Source organism: Phragmitibacter flavus (assembly GCF_005780165.1).
GTDB classification, from domain to species: Bacteria; Verrucomicrobiota; Verrucomicrobiia; order Verrucomicrobiales; family Verrucomicrobiaceae; genus Phragmitibacter; species Phragmitibacter flavus.
This window is the reverse complement of sequence record NZ_VAUV01000009.1, coordinates 99,003-122,527: the sequence shown is the minus strand read 5'-3', so window position 1 is coordinate 122,527 and position 23,525 is coordinate 99,003. Positions and strand designations below refer to the sequence as shown.

At 57.5% G+C, this 23,525-nt stretch carries 19 protein-coding genes; 12 read left to right on the top strand and 7 right to left on the bottom strand.

From position 1 onward, the window contains the following. Position 1: 1 nt before the first annotated feature. The 4 genes from FEM03_RS13350 (at position 2) to FEM03_RS13335 (ending at position 6,449) form a co-directional block, all read left to right on the top strand. Positions 2 to 1,768 carry a NirA family protein gene (locus FEM03_RS13350; protein WP_138086775.1) on the top strand — a complete coding sequence of 589 codons (1,767 nt, stop codon included), beginning with the start codon at positions 2 to 4 and terminating at the stop codon, positions 1,766 to 1,768. Positions 1,769 to 1,889: 121 nt separating this feature from the next. Beyond that, entirely contained in the window at positions 1,890 to 3,455 is a 1,566-nt protein-coding gene (locus FEM03_RS13345) for a DmsC/YnfH family molybdoenzyme membrane anchor subunit (RefSeq protein ID WP_138086774.1), read from the top strand. 11 nt (positions 3,456 to 3,466) lie between these two features. Then, a complete protein-coding gene (locus FEM03_RS13340) occupies positions 3,467 to 5,668 on the top strand; it encodes a molybdopterin oxidoreductase family protein (protein WP_240772779.1) in 2,202 nt (733 codons plus the stop codon). Positions 5,669 to 5,903: 235 nt separating this feature from the next. Further along, positions 5,904 to 6,449, top strand: coding sequence for a transposase (locus FEM03_RS13335; RefSeq protein WP_206170994.1), 546 nt, complete (start codon positions 5,904 to 5,906; stop codon positions 6,447 to 6,449). Between the two features lie 55 nt (positions 6,450 to 6,504). Here the strand turns inward: FEM03_RS13335 and FEM03_RS13330 are convergent, their stop codons facing one another. After that, positions 6,505 to 8,106 (bottom strand): PQQ-binding-like beta-propeller repeat protein, encoded by a 1,602-nt coding sequence (locus FEM03_RS13330; protein WP_166442840.1) that lies wholly within the window; start codon positions 8,104 to 8,106, stop codon positions 6,505 to 6,507. Positions 8,107 to 8,230: 124 nt separating this feature from the next. Here FEM03_RS13330 and FEM03_RS13325 point away from each other — a divergent pair, with 124 nt between their 5' ends. Beyond that, positions 8,231 to 8,845 (top strand): L,D-transpeptidase family protein, encoded by a 615-nt coding sequence (locus FEM03_RS13325; protein ID WP_166442839.1) that lies wholly within the window; start codon positions 8,231 to 8,233, stop codon positions 8,843 to 8,845. On the opposite strand, the gene hisI is transcribed toward FEM03_RS13325, so the two are convergent. Next, positions 8,776 to 9,216, bottom strand: a complete 441-nt coding sequence (gene hisI / locus FEM03_RS13320; RefSeq protein WP_138086769.1) for a phosphoribosyl-AMP cyclohydrolase — start codon at positions 9,214 to 9,216, stop codon at positions 8,776 to 8,778. The two genes, FEM03_RS13325 and hisI, sit on opposite strands and share 70 nt — an antisense overlap. Positions 9,217 to 9,440: 224 nt before the next feature. On the opposite strand from hisI, the gene FEM03_RS13315 reads away from it, so the two are divergent. Then, entirely contained in the window at positions 9,441 to 10,421 is a 981-nt protein-coding gene (locus tag FEM03_RS13315; protein ID WP_138086768.1) for a DNA polymerase III subunit delta' C-terminal domain-containing protein, read from the top strand. An 8-nt stretch (positions 10,422 to 10,429) separates the two neighbouring features. Next, positions 10,430 to 10,861, top strand: a complete 432-nt coding sequence (locus FEM03_RS13310) for a MauE/DoxX family redox-associated membrane protein (RefSeq protein ID WP_138086767.1) — start codon at positions 10,430 to 10,432, stop codon at positions 10,859 to 10,861. Positions 10,862 to 10,875: 14 nt separating this feature from the next. On the opposite strand, the gene FEM03_RS13305 is transcribed toward FEM03_RS13310, so the two are convergent. Further along, positions 10,876 to 12,171, bottom strand: coding sequence for a hypothetical protein (locus FEM03_RS13305; RefSeq protein ID WP_138086766.1), 1,296 nt, complete (start codon positions 12,169 to 12,171; stop codon positions 10,876 to 10,878). Between the two features lie 118 nt (positions 12,172 to 12,289). Next, positions 12,290 to 13,546, bottom strand: coding sequence for a class I SAM-dependent RNA methyltransferase (locus FEM03_RS13300; RefSeq protein WP_138086765.1), 1,257 nt, complete (start codon positions 13,544 to 13,546; stop codon positions 12,290 to 12,292). A gap of 157 nt (positions 13,547 to 13,703) precedes the next feature. On the opposite strand from FEM03_RS13300, the gene FEM03_RS13295 reads away from it, so the two are divergent. Then, the gene (locus tag FEM03_RS13295) at positions 13,704 to 14,630 is read left to right on the top strand and encodes an LpxL/LpxP family acyltransferase (protein ID WP_138086764.1); all 927 of its coding nucleotides are present in this window, start codon (positions 13,704 to 13,706) and stop codon (positions 14,628 to 14,630) included. Further along, entirely contained in the window at positions 14,627 to 15,046 is a 420-nt protein-coding gene (locus tag FEM03_RS24430) for a hypothetical protein (protein ID WP_166442838.1), read from the top strand. Before FEM03_RS13295 ends, FEM03_RS24430 begins: the two co-directional genes overlap by 4 nt. 63 nt (positions 15,047 to 15,109) lie before the next feature. Here FEM03_RS24430 and FEM03_RS13285 read toward each other — a convergent pair whose 3' ends face one another. From FEM03_RS13285 to nadC, 3 genes are all read right to left on the bottom strand, one after another. Beyond that, complete coding sequence (locus tag FEM03_RS13285) at positions 15,110 to 15,955, bottom strand: protein-disulfide reductase DsbD domain-containing protein (RefSeq protein ID WP_138086763.1); 846 nt, start codon at positions 15,953 to 15,955, stop codon at positions 15,110 to 15,112. Between the two features lie 77 nt (positions 15,956 to 16,032). Beyond that, positions 16,033 to 17,373: an asparagine--tRNA ligase gene (gene asnS / locus FEM03_RS13280; RefSeq protein WP_138086762.1), complete on the bottom strand. Its 1,341-nt coding sequence runs from the start codon at positions 17,371 to 17,373 to the stop codon at positions 16,033 to 16,035. Between the two features lie 49 nt (positions 17,374 to 17,422). After that, positions 17,423 to 18,283, bottom strand: a complete 861-nt coding sequence (nadC, locus tag FEM03_RS13275) for a carboxylating nicotinate-nucleotide diphosphorylase (RefSeq protein ID WP_138086761.1) — start codon at positions 18,281 to 18,283, stop codon at positions 17,423 to 17,425. Between the two features lie 113 nt (positions 18,284 to 18,396). On the opposite strand from nadC, the gene FEM03_RS13270 reads away from it, so the two are divergent. The 3 genes from FEM03_RS13270 to FEM03_RS13260 all read left to right on the top strand — a co-directional run bounded on the left by FEM03_RS13270 (position 18,397) and on the right by FEM03_RS13260 (position 23,499). Continuing rightward, positions 18,397 to 20,559 (top strand): transglycosylase domain-containing protein, encoded by a 2,163-nt coding sequence (locus tag FEM03_RS13270; protein ID WP_166442837.1) that lies wholly within the window; start codon positions 18,397 to 18,399, stop codon positions 20,557 to 20,559. A 448-nt stretch (positions 20,560 to 21,007) separates the two neighbouring features. Beyond that, positions 21,008 to 22,846: a sensor histidine kinase gene (locus FEM03_RS13265; protein WP_138086759.1), complete on the top strand. Its 1,839-nt coding sequence runs from the start codon at positions 21,008 to 21,010 to the stop codon at positions 22,844 to 22,846. Then, positions 22,843 to 23,499: a response regulator transcription factor gene (locus FEM03_RS13260; RefSeq protein ID WP_138086758.1), complete on the top strand. Its 657-nt coding sequence runs from the start codon at positions 22,843 to 22,845 to the stop codon at positions 23,497 to 23,499. Before FEM03_RS13265 ends, FEM03_RS13260 begins: the two co-directional genes overlap by 4 nt. Positions 23,500 to 23,525 lie beyond the last annotated feature (26 nt).

The following is a 23,525-nucleotide window of genomic DNA, read 5'->3' as shown; positions in this document are numbered from 1 at the left end:
TATGAGTGTAGCACTTTCAACCAACAGATCAAGCGAAGGCATTCCGGCCACGGGGATGAACGATTTTTCGTCGGAGCAAAAGCAGTATCTTCAGGGGTTCTTTGCGGCATTGAATGCGAAGGGGGTAAGTTTTGGGGATATGGCGGCGGCACCGGTGGGAGAGGCTGCCCCTCCGGGGCCGAACTCGGATGAGTTGACTAGGGAGGAGCGAATCAAACATGATCTGCATCCGTTTGATGCAATGGATCAGTTGACGATTGATGCGCGGTGGAATGCGAAGCCGGAGACGGACTTTGTGTTTCGGCATAAGTGGAATGGCTTGTTCTGGCTGAATCCGGTGAAGGATGGGTATATGTGCCGACTGCGGATTCCTGGCGGGGTGGTAAAGTCGTTTCAACTTAGAGAACTGGCATCGATTGCGAGGGAACTGACGACGGGATATATTCAGATTACTACGCGAAACAATTTTCAGATTCGCTTGATTGAGCCGAAGGATTGTCCGGAAGTTTTGCGGCGGATCCAGGCTTGTGGGTTGCACTCGCGGGGGGCGGGGGCGGATAACTTGCGGAACTTTACAATGAACCCTTGTGCGGGTTATGATCCGTATGAATTAATTGATGTTCGGCCGTTTGTGAATGAGCTGGCGACGATTGTGATTTCGAGCAAAGAGTTTTATGATTTGCCGCGGAAGTTCAACATTGCCTATGATGGCGGTGGGTTGGTGGGGAGTGTGGAAGATACCAATGACATTGGGGCGACGGCGGTGAGGATTGGGGTGAATGAGGAGGGGATAAAGCCGGGGGTTTGGTTTCGGATTTGTCTGGGTGGGGTGACGGGACATCAGACCTTTGCGAGCGATTGGGGGGTTTTGGTGAAGCCGGAGGAGTTAAATCGGGTGATCCTGGCCATTGTTAGGGTGTTTATTCGAGATGGGGATCGGACGAATCGGAAGAAGGCGCGCTTGAAGTATCTGGTGGAGGGACGTGGGCTTGAAGGGTTTCTGGACGATGTGGAGGCGTTGGGCGGGTTTAAGTTGTTACGGGTGAAGGAGGATTCGAAGGCGTTGTTAGCGAGGGAGTTTTCGCAGCAGGGGCATACGCATGTGGGGGTGTATCCGCAGAAGCAGGCGGGGTTGAATTATATCGGGGTGGCGGTGGCAGTGGGGCAGTTGACGGCGCGTCAGTTGGAGCGGATGGCGGATGTGGCGGACAGTTATGGGACGGGTGAGGTGAGGTTGACGGTGTGGCAGAATTTTATTGTTCCAAATGTGTCGGATGCGTTTGTGGCGAGTGCCTGCAAGGCGTTGCAGCGGGCGGGGTTTGATACCGTGGAGTCACCACTGAAGAGTGGGTTTGTGGCGTGCACGGGGAATCGCTATTGCAAGTTCGCGGCGACTGATACAAAGGGGCATGCGATCGCGATGATGAGTTATATGGACAAGCGGGTAAAGTTAGACAAGCCGGTGAACATTCATTTCACGGGGTGTGCGCATAGTTGTGCACAGCATTTCATGGGGGACATCGGGTTGTTGGGGACGAAGGTGAAGAGTGAGTCGGGAGAAGGCTATCATATTACGGTGGGAGGCGGGTTTGGGGAGAATCGGAAGATAGGACGACAGGTGTTTACGGGGGTGCCGTTTGAGTCGTTGGGAGGGACGCTGGAGGCGATGTTGAAGGGCTATCTGGCGAAGCGGGAGGGGGAGGAGAGCTTTCAGGAGTTTTGTAATCGGAGGACGGTGGGGGAGTTGCAGGAAGTGTGGAGTCAATGACCAATGACCAACGTCCAATGACCAAGGGAATGAGCAATGACGATTGCGGGCTTTGGGTTTGGCATTGGACGTTGGGATTTTTATTGGGCATTGGACATTGCGATTTGGTCATTTGTTTTTCATGAGTAACTTACTAGAACATCGCGTATCTTTGGTAGATGAGTTGCTGAAGCAGCAGGGTTCATTGGGGACTGCGGTGATGCGGTTTAGTGACTGGCATGAGGAGCAGGCGGGAGTGCCTTCGCAGGAGAGATTTTATAAGAAGCTGATGCCGATGGGGAAGCCGGGGGTGGGGCATCAGTTTGCGTTTGAGGTGAACTTGGATCAATGCACGGGGTGCAAGGCTTGTGTGGTGGCGTGTCATTCGTTGAATGGGTTGGATGAGGAGGAGAGCTGGCGGGATGTGGGGATGCTGGTGGGGACGAGGATGCAGCCTTACGTGCAGACGGTGACGACGGCTTGTCATCATTGTGTGGATCCGGCGTGTGCGAATGGGTGTCCGGTATTGGCTTATGAGAAAGATGACGTGACGGGGATTGTGCGGCATCTGGATGATCAGTGCATCGGGTGTTCGTATTGTGTGATGAAGTGTCCGTATGATGTGCCGAAGTGGAATTCGAAGAAGGGGATCGTGAGGAAGTGCGACATGTGTTCGCAAAGGCTTGCGGTGGGGGAGGCTCCGGCTTGTGTGCAGGCTTGTCCGAGTGAGGCGATTGCGATCCGGATCGTGGATCAGGGGGGAATGGGCAAGGTAAGAATGTTGCCGACGGCTTTTGATTCGAGTTATACGCAGCCGACGACGAGTTATGTTTCAGATAGAGTGGTGCCGCAGGGGGCGCGGGATTTTGGAGATGCGAAGTTACGATTGGAGGATGCGCATTGGCCGCTGGCGTGGATGTTGGTTTTGACGCAGATGGCGATGGGGTTGTTTGGGGTGGGGTTGTTGTTGCCGGTGGCCGGTGGGATGGAGTGGGGGAATCGATTGGCAGTGGGGGTGTTGGGGATTGGGATTGGGTTGAGTGTGTTGCATTTGGGTCAGCCGATGCGGGCTTGGCGCTGTTTTCTTGGATTGAGGAAGTCGTGGTTGAGCAGGGAGATTGTGGTGTTTGGTGGGTTTTTGATGGTGGGGTTGCTGGCGGCGGTTTTTCCGGGTGGGTGGACCACGGGGGCGGCGGCTTTGGTGGGGGTGGTGGGGGTGTTTTGTTCGGTGATGGTGTATGCGGATACGCGGCGGGTGTTGTGGAATTTGGGGAGCACGGCCTGGAGTTTTTTTGGCACGGGGTTGTTGTTGGGGTGTGCGGGTGGGGCGGCGGTGATGGGTTGGATGGGGCCGTCGTTGCTGGCAATTCATTTGGGGTTTGCGGCGACGGTGGTGAGGACGGGGTTGTTTGTGCGGGATCGGTTGAGGTTGCGGGGGGCGTTGATGGATGAGGGGCATGAGAATCATCGGTCGGCGCGGAAGATGGTGGAGTTGAAAGGTGGAGTGGTGAGGGCGAGGGCGGTGTTGTTTGGGGTGTCGACGTTGTTGGGGTTGATGGGGATGGTGAATGCGGGTGGGTTGGCGGCGTGGTGGGCGACGGGGTCGGTGCTTAGCACGGTGATGGCGCAGGTGCTGGAGCGGCATTTGTTTTTTGTGGCGGTGGAGTCACCAAGGATGGTTTCGAATTCCTGGAGGGAGATGCATTGATGAAGACGAAGATGAAGAGGAGACTCGATTTTAAGTTGCCGGGCTTGTTGAGGTCGTTGGATGGGCCGATGACTAGAGAACTGGTGCAGAGTCCGGGGAAGTTTGGGTTTGGGAATGTGCCGTTGAGGATGACGCCGCATGGGACGGTGACTTCGGTTTGTGGGTTTTGTTCGACGGGGTGCGGGTTGAAGGTGCATGTGGATGAGCGGGGGCAGGCGATCAACTTGACGGCGGATTCGAGTTATCCGGTGAACTTGGGGATGGCGTGTCCGAAGGGTTGGGAGGCGTTGACGCCGCTGGGGGCGAAGGATCGGGCGGTGGTGCCGATGCTGGATGGGAATGCGGTGGATTGGGATGAGGCGTTGCAGGTGTTTTGTCGGAGGTTTGGGGCGATCATGGATCAGCATGGGGCGGAGTCGGTGGCGTTTTTGAGCACGGGTCAGATCATGTGTGAGGAGATGTTTTTTTTAGGGGCGCTGGCGAAGTTTGGGATGGGGATGGTGCATGGGGATGGGAATACGCGGCAGTGCATGGCGACGGCGGTGACGGCGTATAAGGAGAGTTTTGGGTTTGATGCGCCGCCGTATACCTATGCGGATTTTGAGGAGAGTGATGTGCTGGTGTTTGTGGGGGCGAATCCGTGCATTGCCCACCCGATCATGTGGCAGCGGGTGGAGCGGAATCGACACGGACCGGAGATTGTGGTGATTGATCCGAGAAAGACAGAGACGGCGATGGCGGCGACGCAGCACTTAGCCATTAAGCCTAAGTCGGATTTGGTGTTGTTTTATTGTTTGGCGCATTGGTTGGTGGTGAATGGGAGGGTGGACTTGGAGTATGTGGAGAGGCATGTGGATGGGTATGTTGAGTTAGTGGAGTTTTTGAAGGATTTTGAATTTGCGGATCATTTGGAGGTGTTGGGTTTGAGTGCGGAGGAGTTTGAGTTGTTTGCGCGGACGGTGGCGAATGGGAAGCGGGTGTCGTTCTGGTGGACGATGGGGGTGAACCAGGGTCATGAGGCGACGCGGACGGCGCAGGCGATCATCAATGTGGCGTTGATGACGGGGAACATGGGGCGGCCCGGGACGGGGGCGAATTCGATCACGGGTCAGTGTAATGCAATGGGATCGCGGTTGTTCTCGAACACGACGAACTTATTGGGGGGGCATGATTTCACGAAGGCGGAGCATCGCGAAAAGGTGGCGGGTGCGCTGGGGATGGAGGTGGGGCGGATTCCGGATCGGGGGAGCTGGGCGTATGATCAGATCATTGAGGGGATTGGTGAGGGGAAGATCAAGGGCTTGTGGATGGTGGCGACGAATGGGGCGCATTCGTGGATGAATCAGAAGCGGTTTAAGGAGCTGGTGGGGAAGCTGGATTTTTTTGTGGTGCAGGACATGTTTGGGAATACGGAGTCGGCGCAGCTGGCGGATTTGGTGTTGCCGGCGGCGGGTTGGGGAGAGAAGGAGGGGACGTTTATTAATTCGGAGCGGCGGTTCGGGTTGGGGCGGAAGGTGAGCCGGGCGCCGGGGCAGGCGCTGGCGGATTTTCACATTTTTCGGTTGGTGGCCGAGTATTGGGGATGTGGGGAGTTGTTTCGTGGATGGACGTCGCCGGAGGTGGTGTTTGAGAAAATGAAGGCAGTGTCGGTGGGTCAGCCTTGTGAGATTTCGGGGATTGAGGGGTATGCGATGTTGGCGCGGGAGGGTGGGGTGCAGTGGCCGTTGAAGGCGGGGGATGGGGATGTTGTGGGGAAGGAACGAAGGTTGTTTGAGGATGGGCTATTTTTTACGGCGAACGGGCGTGCGAGGTTGGTGTTTGAGACGCCGCGTGAAGTGCCGGAGAAGGTGAGCGAAGAGTATCCGTTGGTGTTGTTGACGGGGAGGGGGACTTCGGCGCAGTGGCATACGCAGACGCGGACGAGCAAGTCGGCGATTTTACGGAAGTTGTATTCGGAGGAGTTGTGGGTGGAGGTGCATCCGGCAGATGCGGAGGGCCTGGGGGTGGTCGATGGGAAAATGGTGAGGGTGGTGTCGCGACGTGGGACGGTGGAGGCGGTGGCGCGGGTGACGGCGACGGTGGGGCGCGGGCAGGTTTTTCTGCCGATGCATTATGCGCAGGTGAATGAGCTGACGATTGGGGTGGTGGACCCGTATAGCAGGCAGCCGAATTATAAGTTTTGTGCGGTGAGGGTGGAGAAGGATTTGAGGTGAGGAGCGGCGGTCTCCGGGCCGCCGTGGTTGATGGGTGACGGCGGCCTGGAGACCGCCGCTCCTCCTGTGTTTTGGAGCGAGGGGTTGAATATTGGCTTGATTGATCATTGGGATATTTCATGCTGATGGCATGAAAGAGTTGCCCCCGCTCGCTTTTCTTAATAGCTCAATCGAACCGGTTGAACGAAGCAGGAATCGGCTGCCTCACTGGCAACGAGAAGGGATGTTTTATTTTGTGACTTTTCGGCTTGCAGACTCCTTGCCGAAAGAGGTGATGCAGAAGCTTGATGACCATAGGCTGGCCATGTTGGCGAGTTATCGGAAGATGATGACTCCGGATGTTGAGCAGGTGGTGCAACGGGCGTTTACTCGTAAGTTGGAACGGTTGCTGGATCAGAACTTGGGGAGTTGCCGTTTGCGTGATGAGGGCGTGTCTTTAATGGTGGCGAATGCGTTGGGGTATTTCGAGGGCAGTCTTTGCAGACAGGTGGCTTGGGTGATCATGCCTAATCATGTCCACGTGCTTTTTCAGCTGTTGGCAGGGCAGGTGATTGGGAATTTGGTCGGCAGTTGGAAAAGTTATACAGCGCGTTTGATGAATGAGGTCAATGGGGAAGTGGGGGCGGTTTGGCAGAAGGATTACTTTGATAGAGCGATTCGAGATGAGAAGCATCTTGCGAATTGTGTTCGTTATATTCGAAGGAATCCGGCGAAGGCTGGGTTGAGAGATGGGGAGTATCGGATTTGGGAAGGGGAGTTGGCCAAGGGGATGGGTGAATGAGGTGGGGGTGGGTGCTGGTTTTTTTGACGGCGGCCTGGAGACCGCCGCTCCTACGCTATTGGCCATTGCCTCCCTCTCGGAGGTCGTAACACGCGACGTGGTCTTTCTTGCGGATGATGAGTCGGCCTTGCCAGGGGGTGGGGGTGGGGCACCACATGGCGCTGATGCGGGTGCGGCCAAGGGGGGTGTAGGTTTCGGGGGTGGCTTTGAGGAGGTTGAGGAAGGTGCCGTTGTTGTCCATGATCACCAATTTGCCGTCGATGAGGACGGGGGAGGAGATGGTGGACTCGACTTGTGATTCCCAATGGACTTTGCCGTCGGCGAGGTTGAGGCAGAGGTGGCGGCTGCTGCCGAGGAGATAGACTTCGTCGCCGTGGATGAGGGGGGATGCGCTGTAGCGGGAGGATAGGAAGTCGTGGGTCCAGAGGGTTTTTGGAGGGGCGTTGGGTTGGGCTTGGTAGCAACGGAGGGCAACGCCTTTGGTGCTGCTGAGGATCACGAGATGATCGTCCTGGGCGACGGGGGTGGACTGGCCTCCACCTTCGGTTTTCCAGCGAAGTTCGCCGGTGACGGGATCGATGCCGGTGAGATTATTGTTGGTCTGGCAGACGAGGGTGGTGAGGCCGTCGGAGGTTTTCCACAGGATGGGGCTGGAGTTGCTGCCTTTGGTTTCTTTGTTGGTCCAGAGGATTTGGCCGTCGGCGGCGTTGACGCACATGAGGGTGCCTTCGAGGAGGTAGATTTTGCCGTCGGCATAGAGGGGGGAGCTGCCTTTGCCGTTTTTGCTGACGGGGGTTTTCCAAATGAGGGCACCGGAGTTGGCGTCGATGGCGTAGAGGTGGGTGCTGAGAACGGCGTAAACGCGGTCGTCGGCAACGGCGCAAGTGGAGGCGTTGGTGCGACCGGTGGGGTGGCCTTCGGCCTTGAATTTCCAGAGGGTTTTGCCGGATTTGGCATCAAGGCATAAGACGACATCTTCGGCGCTTTTGATGGTGTTGGGAACGGCTTTGATGAAGCGTTCGCGGACGGAAGGATCGAGGTTCAGTTCATCGAGCCAGGCGTTGAGTTCGGCAGGGCTGTCGAAGGGTTTTTTGGGTGGCTTGTTGAGCTGGTCGAGAATGGCGAGGTCGATGGCTTGTTTGCCTTGTTTGAACCGGCCTTCGGCCCAGGAGCCGAGGATGAGGCGTTGTTCTTCGGAGAAGTTCTCTTTGACCCAAGTGCGGGCCCATTCATCAAGGGCGGTGCCGCGGAGCCGCGGCATGTCATGGCGGGCGGCTTCCATTTTGGCGGTGAGTTCGGGTCCGAGGAGGTTGGTGCCGCGATGGCCGAGGGAGGCGAGGACTTCGCCGTCGACGAGGCGTTGTTCGGAGGGGTTGGCGGTGTGCCAGACAACGGGGAGGAAGAGGTGGTCGCCGGAGACGACGAGGCTGCTGTGGCCGCCATCATGATCGCTGGGAATGGATTCGCTTTTCCAAAGTTCGGGTGGTCCGTCTTTCGGGAAAGTTGAGGTGATGGGCGTGGTGTCGGAGGAGATGCCGTTGCGCTGGCTGCCGCGCCACTGGTTCCATTCGGCCTGGGCGGCGGTGATGGTGGAGAGGAGCAAAAAACCCGCAAAAAGGGTGTCGCGACGATGGATTTTTTTACATGAGGCTTGCATGAGATGGTTTATTTCCAATTGGCAGTTCGGGTTTTGCGACTATGGTCGGCAGCGTTATCAACAAGGAGCGAGGCTGAATATGATGAGTGGCAATTGGCTAATGTTGGGATTCGCGGGAGCGGCTATGCTGCTTTCTTCCTGTGCTTCAACGTCGCGAGTGGCGGCGGTATTGCCAAAAGCTGAGCCGGTTTTGTATGAATGGTATGGTGAGGGGTTGCAGGGGCCGGTGAAGGTGGACATCGTTCTCGACGAGCAGATTGCTTATGTGACCATCGGTGGCGAGGATGCAGGATGGTCGTATCTGGCGACGGGGTTGCCGAAATACGCGACGCCGACGGGGAGTTTCAAGATTTTGGAGAAGGTGGTCGACAAGCATTCGAACCTTTGGGGGGTGATCAAGGATGAGTATGGCACGACAGTGAATTCGGATGCGCGCAATGGCCGTGATCCGGTGCCGCCAGGGGGGCGGTTCATGGGGGCGCAAATGCCGTATTGGATGCGTTTGACCAACAGCGGGATCGGAATGCATGTGGGCGTGATTCCTCAGCCGGGATTGCCGGCTTCGCATGGTTGCATCCGTCTGCCGCGGGGGTTTGCGATCGAGCTGTTCTCGGTGGTGAAGCTGGGGACGCCGGTGACGATCCGTGGCTCGACACCGTATGCGCGCGATTACAATTTGAGCAGGGCGACCGGGGCGGTTTCTTCGGATGCTATCGTGGCCATGTCGACTTTGCGATAGAAGCAGGTGGGGTTTTTGGTGTGGCAGCAGCCACCGCCCAGCTGGACGACTTTGAGGATGATGGCGTCCTGGTCGCAGTCGGTGCGGATTTCTTTGACGACTTGGTATTCGCCGGAGGTTTTGCCTTTGTGCCAGATTTCGCTGCGGGAGCGGCTCCAGTAGACGGCTTCGCCGAGGGCGAGGGTCATCTTGAGGGAGGTTTCGTTCATGTAAGCGACCATGAGGGGCTCGTTGGTGGCGTGGTCGAGGGCGATGGCGGGGATGAGGCCGTTTTCGTCAAACTTCGGGGCGAAAGCGAGACCGTTTTCGATGGAGTCTTTGGAGTCGCGGGTGGCGAACTGGATGGTGTCGATGGAGGCGGAGGCGGACATGGGAGGGGAATGTGGGGGAAGAATGACCAATGAGCAATTTTTCAATGACCAAGGAAATGACGAATGACGAAGGGCGCGGGTTGTTTTTGGGCGTTGGGATTTGGGCATTGGACATTTCCTTCGTCCTTGGTCCTTGGGATTTGGTCATTTTACTCGGTTCGGGTTCGACAAGACGATGGGTGTTGCTAGCGTGGGGGCTATGAGAAGGGAAGGTTGGACCCGATATGGCATTTAAGGCGGATAAAGCATTGGCGTTGCTGGCGCGTGCGCAGGAGCGCGGGCGGCTGGGGCATGCTTATTTGATCACGGGTCCGAAGGAGGCGAACCTTGAGGGATTTGCAGTGCGGGTGTTGAATTTGATTTCGAAGGTGCATCATGCGGATCTGGATTTGTGGGATCAGCATGGGGCGAAGGTGATCCGTCCGGAGAGCAAGTCGCGCAGGATTCGGGTGGAGGCGATCCGGGAACAGGTGGAACCGTTTTTGTTTCTGACGACGTCGGGTCAGGAGCACCGATTTTGTATCTTTGTGGATGCGGAGCGCATGAATGAGCAGGCGCAGAATGCGTTTTTGCGGACGCTGGAGGAGCCGCCGCCGCGGACGTTGTTTTTGTTGTTGTCGGAGCAGCCACAGCAATTTTTGGAGACGATTTTGTCGCGGGTGATTCGGATTCCGTTAATGCCGGAGTCGAGTGTGCGGAAGCTCTCAGAGGCGGAGGAGAAGCTGGTGGAGTTGCTGAGTGATATGGCGAATCGTGGCGCGGATTCACTGGCGGGGGCGATGACATTGCGGAGCGAGTTTGAGGAGATTCTGGAGGAGGTGCACACCCGCTTGACGAAGCATTTTGAGGCGGAGTTTGATGAGGAGAAGAAGTTCTACAAGCAGACGACGGATGTGGACAGTGCGTGGGTGAAGGATCGGGAAAAGGGGATGGAGGCGGCGATTGAGTCGAGCTACCGTCAGGAGCGCGAGGCGTTGATGGAGCTGCTTTTGGCGTGGATTGGGGATGTGCTGCGTCACCAAGTGGGGGTGGGTCGGCTGGATTTGCCGGAGCATGCAGAGGCGACGCGGGCGCTGGCGGCGCGTTGGGATGGGGCGACGTTGTCGCGCAGGTTGAAGGAGTTGAGGAAGCTGCAATCGCATTTGCAGACGAACGTGAATGAGACGCTGGCTTTGGATGCGGCGTTTATGGCGGCGTTTGCGTAAGGTTTTTTATGGAAATGTCTTGGGATGCGGGCTGGAAACGCTGGGTTTACCGGGCGGTGGCGCTGGGTTTTGGAGGGGTGTTTGTTTACTCCGGGGTCTTGAAGGCGCTGGATCCGGGGCGGTTTCTGATCAGTGTGCGCTCGTTTCAGATGCTGCCTGATCCGTATGCGGCGTGGATGGCGCTGGGGTTGCCGTGGCTGGAGATTTTAGCCGGGCTGGCGGTGGTGACGGGGGTGATGAGACGCGGTGGTTTGCTGGTGTTGAACGCGGCGTTGGTGGGATTTGCGGTCGCGCTGGGCGTGGCGTGGTCGCGCGGGTTGGACGTGGAGTGCGGATGTTTTGGCGGGGGTGGCGAGACGGCGATTGTGGATGCGCTGCTGCGCGATGCGGTGTTGCTGGTGGCTGGGGTTTGGCTGTGGATTTTTGTGAGGAGGAAGTGAGTGAGGTGGTCACTTCAGGGAGAAGATTCTGATTCCTCGGGAGGGCGTGGTTTGGATCTTTTGATGGTGAAGTCCTTGGCGAGCAGCAAGCCTGAAGGTTTCTGGGAAGGGGGGTAGACGCTGATGTCCCAATCGCTGCTTGGGTGGATCTTTAGGCGGGATTTTCCTGGAATGTGGATGGCGTTGTAGACGCGTTCTTGCCATTTGAAGTTTTTCATTGGGGCAACGCTGAAGGTGCTGACGGTCGACAGGGTCACAGCGAAAAGGACAACGCGGAAAGGGGTGGTCGATAGGGCAGAGGAGGCAAAGGCGAGGAGGACCAAGGTCTGGCTGCCGAAGATGAGCAGCGGGACATAATAGCGTTCGCCGGCCCCACCGGGCAGCATCAATGAGAGGTTCTCTTCACCCCAACTGAAGGCACCGGCGATAACGACGGCGATGCCTGCTCCGACCAGTGCGAGGGCCATGAGGGCAGGTTGGCGGGGGAGTCGGACCACCAACCAAGCCAGCCACAGGGTGATGAGACAACCGATGATTCCCAAGATGAGGGGGGAATAGGGAGCGAGACTCCCGAAGAAGAAGTGGGAGCAGGGGAGCAGGGTGGTGACCGTGAGCAGTTCCATCATGGCAGGCATGCCATTGGTTTTTGCGCCGGTTTCGATGCGTTCGCTGTTGAGCAACAGAATAAGTTGGATCGTGGCCGTGATGATGGCGGGGGCGAAAATGGCCAGATCCGAACGGCGAAATGGATGCATCAGGGGACGAAGCATCAGGAGTGGAAGCCACAGGATGATGAAGGGGCCGGTGAGGCCGAGACAGAGGATGAACAGGGCGTCCAGGGCGGTTTGTTTGCCGGTGATGGCGCTTTTCTGGAGGAGGAGAAAGAGCAGGGCGGGAGCGAGAAACCACTGGGCGTTGGTCAGGTTGAACATGGTCGCTCCGGGGAACATGACGAGGGGAAGGCAGAGGGCCATGAGGGATTTGGCATGGGCGGGAAGGTCATGGCGGCTGTTGTGGATGAGCCACATGCCGAACAGCAGAAGGGTCATGGCTCCAAAGTAGAAGAACGCGGGGATCCATTCGAGGGGCAACCATCGACCGAACAGGGCGACGACACGCAGAAGCAAATGGAGGTAACCAGCGTAGGTGTCGAACAGGGAGCCGCCGCCTTCGTGGACGGATTCCCTCAGGAATATCGGCCCGTCCTCGGCCCACAGTTGGGGGTTGAAGAGTCGATCGGGAGCCCTGAAAATCACACAGAGGACGGCGATCGGATAAATAATCCAGGTGGGTTTTGCGATGGGCTGCATGGTGGAGAGAGTCGAGTCGCTGCGGCCTGACGGTTGTTGAGGTGTCAGTGATTGATCGTGGTGTCAATCGCGAAACTTCAGCGTGACCAGAGGCGAACGAGGTTTCTCTATCGATGGGTCATCTGGTTGCGGTGGTCGGAGTGGAAGTTTTCACCAGAGTCATGACGCATTCGAGGTGGCGGGTTTGAGGGAAGAGGTCGAACGGCTGGACTTTTTCGAGGGTGTAGCCGGATTGCAGGAATTTGGTGAGGTCGCGCATCTGGGTGGCGGGGTTGCAGGAGACGTAGACGACGCTGCGCGGTCCGAAGGCGAAGAGCTGGTCGAGGAAGGCGTCGCCGCAGCCGGCGCGGGGGGGATCGACGATGACGGCAGTGTCGCTGGCAGGGTGGGTGATGTCTTTAAAAATGTGTTCGGCGCTGCCGGCCTGGAAGGTGGCGTGGGTGATTTGGTTGATCTGGGCGTTGTGGGCGGCACGGGCGGCGGCGCTTTCGGAGATTTCAATGCCGGTGACGGATTGGAAATGTTTGGCGCAGGTGAGGGCGAAGAGGCCGGAGCCGCAGTAGGTGTCAAGGAGATGGGTGGCACCGCTGGCGGCGGCTTCGCGTCCGACGTGATCGACGAAGGCGGGGAGGATGTAGGGGTTGTTTTGGAAGAAGTCGCCGGCTTTGAATTCGAAGCGGATGCCGTTGACGATTTCGACGGCGATGTGGCCGGATTCGGTGAGGACGTGTTCCTGACTGGCGCGCATGAGGAGGGTGGCGGCGCGTTTGTAGCGTTGGGGGTTGGCACGGACATCGGCGCGGATGACCGGAAGTTTTTCGTTGATCTGGGTCATGGCGATGTCGCAGTGGGGGACATCGATGATGCGGTGGCGGCTGGCGTTGGCGAGGAAACCGATTTCGGCGATCTGGCCGTTGCGGGGTTGCTGGAAGTGGGGGGTGATTTTGGAGCGGTAGTTGAACTGGGTGGGGGAGGGGATGACAGGTTCGACGGGGTGTTCGATGCCGCCCATGTGTTTGAGGAGTTCGGCGACCTGCTGTTGTTTCCAGGTGAGCTGGGTATCGTAGTGGAGGTTTTGGTATTGGCAGCCGCCGCAGGTGCCGAAGAGGGGGCAGCGGGGATCGATGCGGTCAGGAGAGGGGTTGATGACGCGGATGAGGTCGGCGTCGGAGTAGTTTTTGTGATTGCGGTAGATGCGGGCGAGGACGCGTTCGCCGGGAAGGGCGAAGGGGACCATGACGACCCAGCCGTTCACGCGGGCGATGCCCTGGGCGAGGTTGGTGAGTTTTTCGATGTCAAGGGTAAGCTCCTCGTGATAGGCGAAAGGGACGGGGTTGAATTTTTTGGGAGCGCTGGGTGTGGGTGATTCGGACATGAGCAGGAGAACAGAAACCACAGATGAACACAGATGGACACCGATTTTTTAAAACGATGAGGTGGAGCAACGGGGATGGCGGAGGTCGTTCAAAAAACGTGGGTTGATCGGCTTGAGTTATGGGGTGATGGGGGCGGGCACCTTTTGATTTTTCCTGATGTCATTTTTGCGCCGGTTTTCTGTTTATGGGGATTTTTGGCTGCGCTACCTGGAGTGGGGGGCGCGGGTTTGTCCATGGTTCATTGAGCCGGTGTTCATGTTTGTTTTCACGGGGTTGTTCTGGATGGTTTGTGGGAAGGCGAGGAATGCGGTGGCGACGAATTTGCGGACGTTGATTCCAAGGAGTTGGGGTTGGGTGAATCAGCTGCGGGCTTATCGGGTGTTTTGGAATTTTGCGTGGACGATGACGGATCTCTCGCATGTGCGGCGCGGGGAGGATGTGATCGTTTGGGAGATCGTCGGGAAGGAGTGTTTGGAGGTATTGGAGGAAAAGACGGGTGGGGCGGTGCTTTTGACGGCGCACATGGGGAATTATGATGTGGCGGCACCGATGTTCGCCCATTATTTCAGGCGCACGGTGCACATGGTAAGGGCACCGGAGCGGGATCAGAAGAGCCAAAATTTTCAGTCGGAGCACCGGTTGAAGAGCCGGCAGGGTCAGTTTGTGGTGCATTACAATGAACCGGGCAACATGTTGGGGATTGAGCTGGCGGGGGCGATTGCGGAGGGAGGGGTGGTGGCGATTCAGGGGGACCGGATTTTGTTTGATGTGTCGCCGATGAAGGTGGGGTTCAAGGAGGGGGTGGAGTGGCAGGTGCCGCAGGGGCCGTTTTTGCTGGCGCTGGTTTCGAAGGTGGAGATTCATCCGGTGTTCATCATTCGGATGGGGTATCGGCGCTATCGGGTGATGGCGAAGGAAGCGATCGGGGTGAAGGTGGTGGGCAGGGACAAGCAGGGGGCGATGCGGGTGGCGGCGCAGGCGTGGAGTGAGACGATCCGGCCGGTGATGGAGAAACATTGGATGCAGTGGTTTGTTTTTGAGCCAGTGTTTGAGAACGTGAAGAAGCGGGAGGTGAAGCCATGATCGACCGAAATGATGGCAATGTAGATGTGTTGTTTGAGGCGAAAGACGTGCGGCCTGGTTGGTTGGGATACGGGGCAGGTTTGCTGGTGGGGGGATGGACGGCTGTCTGGGCGGGGATGGTTTTGTGGCGGGAGTGGGGCTGGGTTGGGTTGATGGTGTGGCCGATGGTTTGGGTGTTTGGGTTGGTGGTGGGGTCGTTGGTGCTTTTTGGACTGGGGAGTCTGCTGACCAATGTGCTGCGGTTTCCGCGAGGGTGGTGCCGCGGAGTGGTGTCGATTTTGATCGCTCTCACGCTCGGAATTATGGCGTGCTTATTCACCGGTTCGGCCTTGGTGGCAGAGCGGTGGCTGGGTTGGACGGGAATGCTGGTGGTGGGCGCGTTGGCGCTGGGGAGTCTGTCGTTGAAACGAAAGTAGAAGGTTCGTCCCGAGCCTTGTTTTGTTTATGAAAGGCCCGGGACGGACCTTCTACTTTCTTGATCAGTAGCGGGTCTTCAGCGGCACATTGATGCTGGCGGAGGTGGGGCCGTTGGGGGTCCATTGCTGCGGAGTTTGCACGATGCCGGCGATGTTGGGGGGAAGTTTACCTTCGAAGAATTCGGACTGGGTGAGATGAATGGCAATGCTGCCGTCCTTGAGTTTTTCGATGCGTTGTTCCTTGTCGGGATTGATGAGGCCGTCTTCGGTGAAGAAGATGATTTCAAAAATGTTGTCGGCGTGTTTTTTGAGGAGCTTGTCTTTGGGCGGAAGGGTGAGCAGGACGATGATGTCCTTGCCTTTGATGCTGGCGCTGGGCAACCAGGTTTGGAGGGGTTGGGCGATGTCGGCTTTGGCCTTGGCGAAGGCTTTGGCCCAGGTGTTGTTGGGGCGGGGGACTTCGACGCTGATGGGAAGGTCGATGCTGAGGTCCTTGCTGCCGGGGTTGCATTCGCTTCCGCAGCACATCCAGGCGGCTTTGCCTTTGAGGGTGACGGAGGTGCCGGGGCTGAGGTCAGGGCCGGGGGTGATTTTGATCGGAAGAATGACTTCGTCGTGATAACCTTGGGCACGAACTTGGAACATGAAAACGCGTTTGGGGGCGGGCCATTGGATGGGATCGGCTTTCCAGCCTTTGGGGAGGTCCCATTCCATTTGAGTGGGCACGCCGACGACGCCGGGGTGCTTCCAATAGGTGTGATAGGAGGGTGGATGACGCAGACGCAGGCCAACTTCGAAAGGTTCTTTGGCGCGAATGGTGGTGGTGTTGCTGATGAGCTCGATCTCCAGGGTCGCGGCGTGGGTTAGCGAGGTGAGCAGCAGGAACGAGAGGAGAAGGTGGAGTCTCATGGGCGGGCGAATGGGTCGAGGACGAGTTCGATTAACTGAGGAAGTAGGAGTAGGAGGAAGAGTAGGAGTAGGATTTTTTAATACTCCGCATGACCGGGGGTTCTGGCAAAAGGGATGACATCTCGGATGTTGGAGACACCGGTGGCGAACATGAGAAAACGTTCGAAGCCGAGGCCGTAACCGGCGTGGGGGACGCTGCCGTAGCGGCGGAGGTCGGTATACCAGCGGTAGTTCTCGGGGTCCAGGTCGTGATGGGCCATGGCGGCTTCGAGGAGGTCGAGTCGCTCTTCGCGCTGGCTGCCACCGATGATTTCGCCGATGCCGGGAACGAGCACATCCATGGCGGCAACGGTTTTGCCATCATCGTTCTGGCGCATATAAAACGGTTTGATGGTTTTGGGGTAGTTGTAGACGGTGACGGGCGATTGGAAATGTTCCTCGGCGAGGAAACGCTCGTGTTCGCTTTGCAGGTTTTGGCCCCAGGAGACCGGGTATTCGAAGGATTTGCCGGATTTTAGCAGGATGTCGACAGCGTCGGTATAGGTGACGCGTTGGAAGGGTTTGTCGAGGGTGTGCTGCAGTCGGGCGACAAGCGTCTTGTCGATGAATTTGTTAAAAAATTCGAGTTCTTCGGGACAGGTTTTGAAGAGGGCGGTGAGGAGGTATTTGAGGTTTTCCTCGGCGGTGTTCATGTCGCCTTCGAGATTGCAGAAGGCCATCTCGGGTTCGATCATCCAAAATTCGGCGGCGTGGCGGGCGGTGTTGGAGTTTTCGGCGCGGAAGGTGGGGCCGAAGGTGTAGATGTTGCCGAGGGCGCAGGCGAAGGCTTCGCCCTGGAGCTGGCCGCTGACGGTAAGGTAGGTGGGTTTGGCGAAGAAGTCGTCTTCGGGTTTGGAGGGGGTGCCGGTAGGGAGGGTGGTGACGCGGAACATTTCACCGGCACCTTCGCAGTCGGAGGAGGTGATGATGGGCGTGTGGATGTAGAAGAAACCGCGCTCCTGGAAAAATTGGTGGATGGCGTAGGCCATTCGGGAACGCACGCGAAAGACGGAACCGAGCAGGTTGGTGCGTGGTCGCAGGTGGGCGATGGTGCGCAGAAACTCGGTGGTGTGACCTTTCTTTTGCAGCGGGTAGGTGGAGTCGGCGGGGCCGAGAATTTCGATGTCGGTGGCGAGCAGTTCGAGGGCCTGGTTGGCACCGGGAGAAGGGACGAGGTCGCCGGTAACGCGCAGGGAGGCACCGGTAAGGATTTGCGGGTAAAGAGGAGCGCAGGCGAGGGAGTTGTCGGCGACGATTTGCAAACCACGAAGAGAGCTGCCGTCATTGAGCTCGATGAAGGTGCAGGTTTTGGAGTCGCGTCGGGTGCGCACCCAACCTTGGACGGTGAGATTTTTTTGAGGTTCGGAAGGCAGCTGCATCTCAGAAAGGATAAAGGATAAAGGCGAAAGGCTAAAAGGGGAATGCGATTCAGTTTTCGAGCAACTCGAGGGACAGGTCGAGGGACTTGATGGCGTGGGTGAGAGCACCGACGGAGATGAAATCGACGCCGGTCGAGGCAATGACGGGGAGACGTTCAATGGTGATGCCGCCGCTGGCTTCGAGCTGGACACGACCACGGTTGAGGGTGACGGCGTGGCGCATTTCGATGTCAGTCATGTTATCGAGCAGGATGACATCAACGCCGCGCAGGGTGAGGAAGCGTCCGACTTGTTCAATGGTGTCGGCTTCGAGTTCGATGCGGACGCTGGGATGATTTTCTTTGACCTGGTCGATGGCGGCTTGCAGGTCGTCCTGCTGGTCTTCGGCGAGCAGATGGTTGTCTTTGACCATCACCATGTCATACAAACCCATGCGGTGATTGGTGCCGCCGCCGCAGGTGACGGCGTGTTTTTCAAGCCAGCGCCAGCCAGGGGTGGTTTTGCGGGTGTCGAGGATTTTGGTGGGGGTGTTTTTGACGGCTTCGACGTAGTCGCGGGTTTTGGTGGCGATGGCGCAGAGGCGTTGGAGGAAGTTAAGGGCGGTGCGCTCGCCGGTGAGGATGCTGGTGGTGCGACCGGCGATTTGCAGGATGGTGTCGCCCGGTTCGAAGGGGATGCCGTCGTGTTTTTCGATGTGGACTGACAGGGTTTCATCGAGCAACTCGAACACCGCAGCGGCGACATCCACTCCGGCGGCGACGCCCGATTCCTTGGCAAAGATGCGGGCCTTGGTGGTGGCATCTTCCGGCACAAAATACTGACACGTGAGATCTCCCATTCCTATGTCTTCCTCCAATGCAGCGCGAACCAGGGCAATGACGGACTCGGGAAGCGGGGCGGCGGAAGACATGATGGTAGGGATGGACGATGGCGTGGTTCGCGAATTTTTCATGGAGATTTCATCACAACTTCGCGCATGTGGAAGCGGGTCATGTTAAGGTGGAGGAAGAAAATAAAGCAATCATGTCTGACGAATTTGTGCCACCCGCCCCCTCCTCCAACGTGCGTCCGAAAAGACGGGCGCGACGCATTTTTCTGCAACTGGTGCTGCTGGCGCTGTTGTTGATGATGGCCGGAGCGGCGTCGATGCTGGTGTTTTATGGTCGGATCGCGGCGAAGTATGATCTGTCGAAATTGGGCGAGATGCGCGAGAGGTCGGTGGTCTACGACGTGAAAGGCAGGGAAATCGGGAAGCTGCATGGGGAGAACCGGGTGGTGGTGCCGCTGGCGCAGGTGTCGCCGAATTTTACCAAGGCTTTGCTGGCGCGGGAGGATTCGCGATTCTATGAGCACAGTGGGGTGGATTACATCGGGGTGGCGCGGGCGATTTACCGCGATGTCAAGGCACGGGCATTTGTGCAGGGGGCGAGCACGATCACCATGCAGCTGGCGAGGAACAGTTTTGAGGACATGAGCGCGAAGACGGCGCATCGCAAGCTCGTGGAGGCGATGCTCGCCGACCGCATCGAGCGGGCGAAATCGAAGGACGAGATCATGGAGTTGTATGTAAACCGGATCTTCTTCGGCACGGGGATGTATGGGATCGAACGGGCGAGTCGCGCTTATTTTGCGAAACCGGCGAGTGCCTTGTCGGTGGGTGAGGGGGCCATGCTGGCGGGGATCATTCGCAGTCCCAACCGCTTTTCGCCATTCAGAAACTGGAAGGGTGCATTGAAGGAACGGGACACCGTGTTGGCAAGGATGGTGGAGCGAAAATACCTGACGGCGGCCGAAGCGGCTGCTGCGAAGCAGGAGGACATGGTGCCGGCGGCCCAGCCGGTTTTGCGCACGCAGGACAACTACATGATGGAGGCCGTGCGCCGGGACTTGGATCAGGTGTTGGGAGAGCAGGACATTGAAGATGGTGGGTTGGAGATCTACACGACTTTGGATCTCGATCTTCAGAAGGCGGCAACCGATGGATTGGAGACGCATTTGAAATCGATTGAAGCCGAGGGCGGGTTCAAGCACGCCAGCAAAGCGACATTTGATGCTCAATGGAACGGCGAGGAGCCTTCAAGCACACCGTATCTGCAGGGGGCCTTGCTGGCGATTGACAACCACACGGGCGGGATTCTGGCGGTGGTGGGGGGCAGAGACTTTACGCAGAGCCGCTTCGATCGTGCGATGCAAAGCACGCGTGCGATTGGATCGACCATCAAACCCTTTGTGTATTCTGCCGGATTTCTGCATGGCTTGCTTCCGGGGACGCTCGTGGAGGATGCACCCATGCGTCCGGGTGAGTTGCGGGATTCAGACACGAACTGGAGTCCGGGCAACGCCGATGGCAAATTCATGGGCTGGCAGACGGTCGCGACAGGATTGGTGCGCAGTCGCAATGCGATGTCGGTGCGGGTGGGGAACCATGCAGGATTGGATGGCGTCATTGATGTGTTGAGACAGGCCGGATTAGGTGAGCCACAAGTAAGGACGCCGCAGATCTACATTGGTAACATGGGATCGAACTTGCGGGCGTTGACGAGTGCGATGTCGATCTATCCAAATCATGGCGTGAGACGTCGTCCCTTTTTGATCAAGCGCATCAATGACAGTGCCGGAGAAGCCGTTTACTCAACGCCAGTGTTGGAGACCGAAGTGTTGCCGCCCGGCGTGGCCAAAGTAACTCGAACCATCATGGAACGCATCATGGATGAAGGAACCGGTGCCGCAGCGAGATCGCAGTATGGATTCAAAGCCCGCGCAGGTGGGAAGACGGGCACCACCAATGACTACAACGATGCTTGGTTTGTAGGTTATACCGGTGAAGTGACTTGTGGCGTATGGGTCGGCTTCGATTCACCGAAAACCATCATGGCAGGAGGTTATGGAGCGCGGTTATCCTTGCCCGTCTGGTGCGAGGTGATGAACAAGGCATTGGAGTTGAACTACAAACCCCAAGTGGCCGAAGCCGAGCCGGTGGAAGCCCAAGTGAACCTATGCCGGATTAGTGGAAGACTCGCGACCGCCGGATGCCAAGCCCATGGTCATGCTTACACCGATGAGTTGCCCTATGAAATGGTGCCCCAAGGATTCTGCGATTTGCATGGCGGGGCCGTTCCTGTGGCCGAACGACCAAGAAGCGAACGCGAAGGAGTGTTGGGGCGGATTTTTCGTTGGTTTCGGTAGGTAGATGGCGATGACTCGGAGAGAATTTAGACTTCGTGAATACGCCTCTGATGACATCGGCACCGGATCGGCACCATACACGGCTACATTGGCAATGAATCCGGCGGAGCCGAATACACCACCAATACCCTCAACCAATACACTGGCATCGACAATTCCCGACGCTTGCAGGGCCAACCGCGCGGCGCAATCGTGAACTTGCGACCGGCACCGCAGCGCGCGGGGTTGACGCTTTAATCCTTTGCGTAAGGCAATGCGCAGAAACAGATTCATTTCTACGTTTGCCTGATCACATGAAGTTCTTAGCTTTCAGGGGTCCTTCGAGGGCTTCGAAGTAAGCGTAATTAGAGGCGCTAATGCATCGAGTAAATTATGTTCTAATCACTGGAATTGGAGTTTGCGTCGAAGCAGTGCGGCAATATGATTTTCTTATCTTTATTTTTCCACGGTGAGTTGGACTACAGTCATTTGGTCGATGGTGGCGGCGTCGTGTCTCACGATGGCGTTGCCGCATCTGGTGATCGGTCTTCGACAGCGGGGGGCGGGATCGATGGTGAATCTGTTTTTCGCGCTGGCGGGTTTTTCGGTGGCGTGGATGGCGGCGGCGGAGTTGTCCATCATGAGGGCAACGACCATGGAGGAGTCGTCGCGGGCAATTCGGTTGGGGCATGTGCCGGTGGTGTTTTTGGTGACGGCGATTGTGGGGTTTGTTCATCTCTACTTTGGAACGGCGCGATTGTGGTTGGGGGTGGTGGCTGCGGTGCTTCGACTGCTTTGTTTGATTCCCAATTTCTTTCTGCAACCCAATCTGGCATTTAGTGAAATCACCGGCCTGCGACAATTTGAGTTTCTTGGCGAGATGGTGTCGATGCCGATGGGGAAGCCCAGTCCGTGGCTGGTGCTTCCTTATTTGAGTTCACTGTTGATGCTGGTTTTTGTGGTGGATGCCTCTTTGAGGTTGTGGAGAAAGGGGACTTTAGAGGGACGGCGGCGCGCGGTGGTGGTCGGTGGCGGCATGGTGTTTTTCGTCATCATGGCCCAGGGGGCTTCCGTTCTGATCAATGCGGGGGTGATCAACTTCCCTTTTTTTATCAGTATCCCGTTCATGGCGATCGTTGCGGCGATGGGATTTGAATTGAGCTTTGATGTGATCCGATCAGCATCGCTGGCGCGGGCGGTGCGGGAAAGTGAGGAGCGAATGGGTCTCGCGGCGGAAAGTGCCGGATTGGCGATGTGGGATTGGAATCTGGCCGATGATTCGATCTGGATGACGGCGGAGGGGCGGCAGTTGCTGGGATTTGAAAAGGATGAGCGCATCAGCTTTGAGAGCTTCGCGGAGCGGGTGCATCCTGAGGATCGGGTGTTGCGCGATCTGGCAATCCGCCAGGCGGTGAAACGTGGAGGATCTTATCGGGTGGAATATCGTCTGTGGATGGCGGATGGGACGTTGAAATGGCTGGTGGCCCGGGGGCGGTGTGCACTGGATGAAAGGGGGGCGGTCACGCGGCTTTTGGGGGTGTCGATGGATGTGACGAAACAAAAGAAGGCGGAGGATGCGGCGCGTCATCAACAGGCAGAGTTGACCCACCTGAGTCGGGTCGCTCTGATGGGGGAGATGGCGGCATCGCTGGCGCATGAGCTCAACCAGCCACTTACTGGCATCGTCAACAACGCGGCGGCGGGTCGGCGTTTCATTGCGAATGAGCGCGCGAGTTTTCAGAAAATGGATGAGCTTTTCACGGCGGTGGCGGCGGATGGAATGCGGGCGGGAGAAATCATCCGAGGGATTCGCAGCATGGTTCGCAAGGGTGAGGAAGAGCGTTTGTCGGTGTCGATGGGGCAGATCATCCACAGCACGATTGGATTGGCGGCGGCGGATGTGGTGGCGCGGCATTGCGTGCTTCATCGGGAGGTGGATGAAGTGCTGCCGACGGTGGATGCGGACGCGGTGCAGATCCAGCAGGTCTTGCTAAATCTGATCATCAATGCGTGCGAAGCGATGCAGGAAACCCCTCTCGAGGATCGGCGTGTCGTCATTTCTACGCATGTGGAGAAGGAGGGGTTGATGGTGAGGGTGCGGGACCATGGGCCGGGATTGCCGGTGGAGAATCCAACGCAGATTTTCGAGCGATTTTTTTCGACCAAGCGGGATGGCATGGGCATGGGACTGGCAATTGCGCGCGGCATTGTAAATGCGCACGGAGGCGAGCTAACTTGTTTTAACGCGCCGGGAGGGGGTGCGTGTTTTCAATTCAATCTGCCGGTGAGTGAGGAGGTTTTGTCATGAAACCAGAGGCCGCAAAAGTCTTCATCGTTGATGATGATGCCTCGGTTCGTTCGAGTCTGGCCAACCTGCTGGAGAGCGCGGACTTTGATTCGGAAGAATTCCCTAGTGCGGAGGACTTTTTGGCGGTTGCTCCTCATTCCGGGCCTGCCTGTCTGGTGCTGGATGTGTGCATGCCGTGTTTGAATGGGCTGGCCTTGCAGGAGCGGCTGGCTGCGGAAGGCCGGTTCGAGAGGATCGTTTTCATCACTGGTCATGGAGACATTCCGATGGGCATCAAGGCCATGAAACACGGGGCGGTTGATTTTTTGCCCAAGCCATTTGATGACCATGCGCTGCTGGAGGCGGTGAAGCAGGCGTTGGCGCATTCCGCAGCGACCCGCCAAAAGCGGGGATTCAGGGCGGAAGCTCGTGCGCGGGTCGCGCAATTGAATGCCAAAGAATATGAGGTTTTTCGTCTACTGATCGCCGGACTGTTGAACAAGCAGATCGCCGAACAATTGAGCGTGGCCATCCGCACGGTGAAGCGGCATCGCAGCAGTGTGATGGAGAAGCTCGGGGTTTGTTCCATGGCAGAGTTAACCCGATTGGCGCAACAGGCCGGGGTGCAGCCGCTCTATGAGCTGTCACCAAGGGGCCATGGCGAATCAGCCTGAAAAGGCTTAAAGCCGACTGACACCAC

Excerpts from the sequence above, each read along its gene's own strand:
- FEM03_RS13350 (WP_138086775.1), top strand. The coding sequence starts at position 2 with ATGAGTGTAGCACTTTCAACCAACAGATCAAGCGAAGGCATTCCGGCC.
- FEM03_RS13345 (WP_138086774.1), top strand. The coding sequence starts at position 1,890 with ATGAGTAACTTACTAGAACATCGCGTATCTTTGGTAGATGAGTTGCTG.
- FEM03_RS13340 (WP_240772779.1), top strand. The coding sequence starts at position 3,467 with ATGAAGAGGAGACTCGATTTTAAGTTGCCGGGCTTGTTGAGGTCGTTG.
- FEM03_RS13330 (WP_166442840.1), bottom strand. The coding sequence starts at position 8,106 with ATGCAAGCCTCATGTAAAAAAATCCATCGTCGCGACACCCTTTTTGCG.
- FEM03_RS13325 (WP_166442839.1), top strand. The coding sequence starts at position 8,231 with ATGCTGCTTTCTTCCTGTGCTTCAACGTCGCGAGTGGCGGCGGTATTG.
- hisI (WP_138086769.1), bottom strand. The coding sequence starts at position 9,216 with ATGTCCGCCTCCGCCTCCATCGACACCATCCAGTTCGCCACCCGCGAC.
- FEM03_RS13315 (WP_138086768.1), top strand. The coding sequence starts at position 9,441 with ATGGCATTTAAGGCGGATAAAGCATTGGCGTTGCTGGCGCGTGCGCAG.
- FEM03_RS13310 (WP_138086767.1), top strand. The coding sequence starts at position 10,430 with ATGGAAATGTCTTGGGATGCGGGCTGGAAACGCTGGGTTTACCGGGCG.
- FEM03_RS13305 (WP_138086766.1), bottom strand. The coding sequence starts at position 12,171 with ATGCAGCCCATCGCAAAACCCACCTGGATTATTTATCCGATCGCCGTC.
- FEM03_RS13300 (WP_138086765.1), bottom strand. The coding sequence starts at position 13,546 with ATGTCCGAATCACCCACACCCAGCGCTCCCAAAAAATTCAACCCCGTC.
- FEM03_RS13295 (WP_138086764.1), top strand. The coding sequence starts at position 13,704 with ATGTCATTTTTGCGCCGGTTTTCTGTTTATGGGGATTTTTGGCTGCGC.
- FEM03_RS24430 (WP_166442838.1), top strand. The coding sequence starts at position 14,627 with ATGATCGACCGAAATGATGGCAATGTAGATGTGTTGTTTGAGGCGAAA.
- FEM03_RS13285 (WP_138086763.1), bottom strand. The coding sequence starts at position 15,955 with ATGAGACTCCACCTTCTCCTCTCGTTCCTGCTGCTCACCTCGCTAACC.
- asnS (WP_138086762.1), bottom strand. The coding sequence starts at position 17,373 with ATGCAGCTGCCTTCCGAACCTCAAAAAAATCTCACCGTCCAAGGTTGG.
- nadC (WP_138086761.1), bottom strand. The coding sequence starts at position 18,283 with ATGTCTTCCGCCGCCCCGCTTCCCGAGTCCGTCATTGCCCTGGTTCGC.
- FEM03_RS13270 (WP_166442837.1), top strand. The coding sequence starts at position 18,397 with ATGTCTGACGAATTTGTGCCACCCGCCCCCTCCTCCAACGTGCGTCCG.
- FEM03_RS13260 (WP_138086758.1), top strand. The coding sequence starts at position 22,843 with ATGAAACCAGAGGCCGCAAAAGTCTTCATCGTTGATGATGATGCCTCG.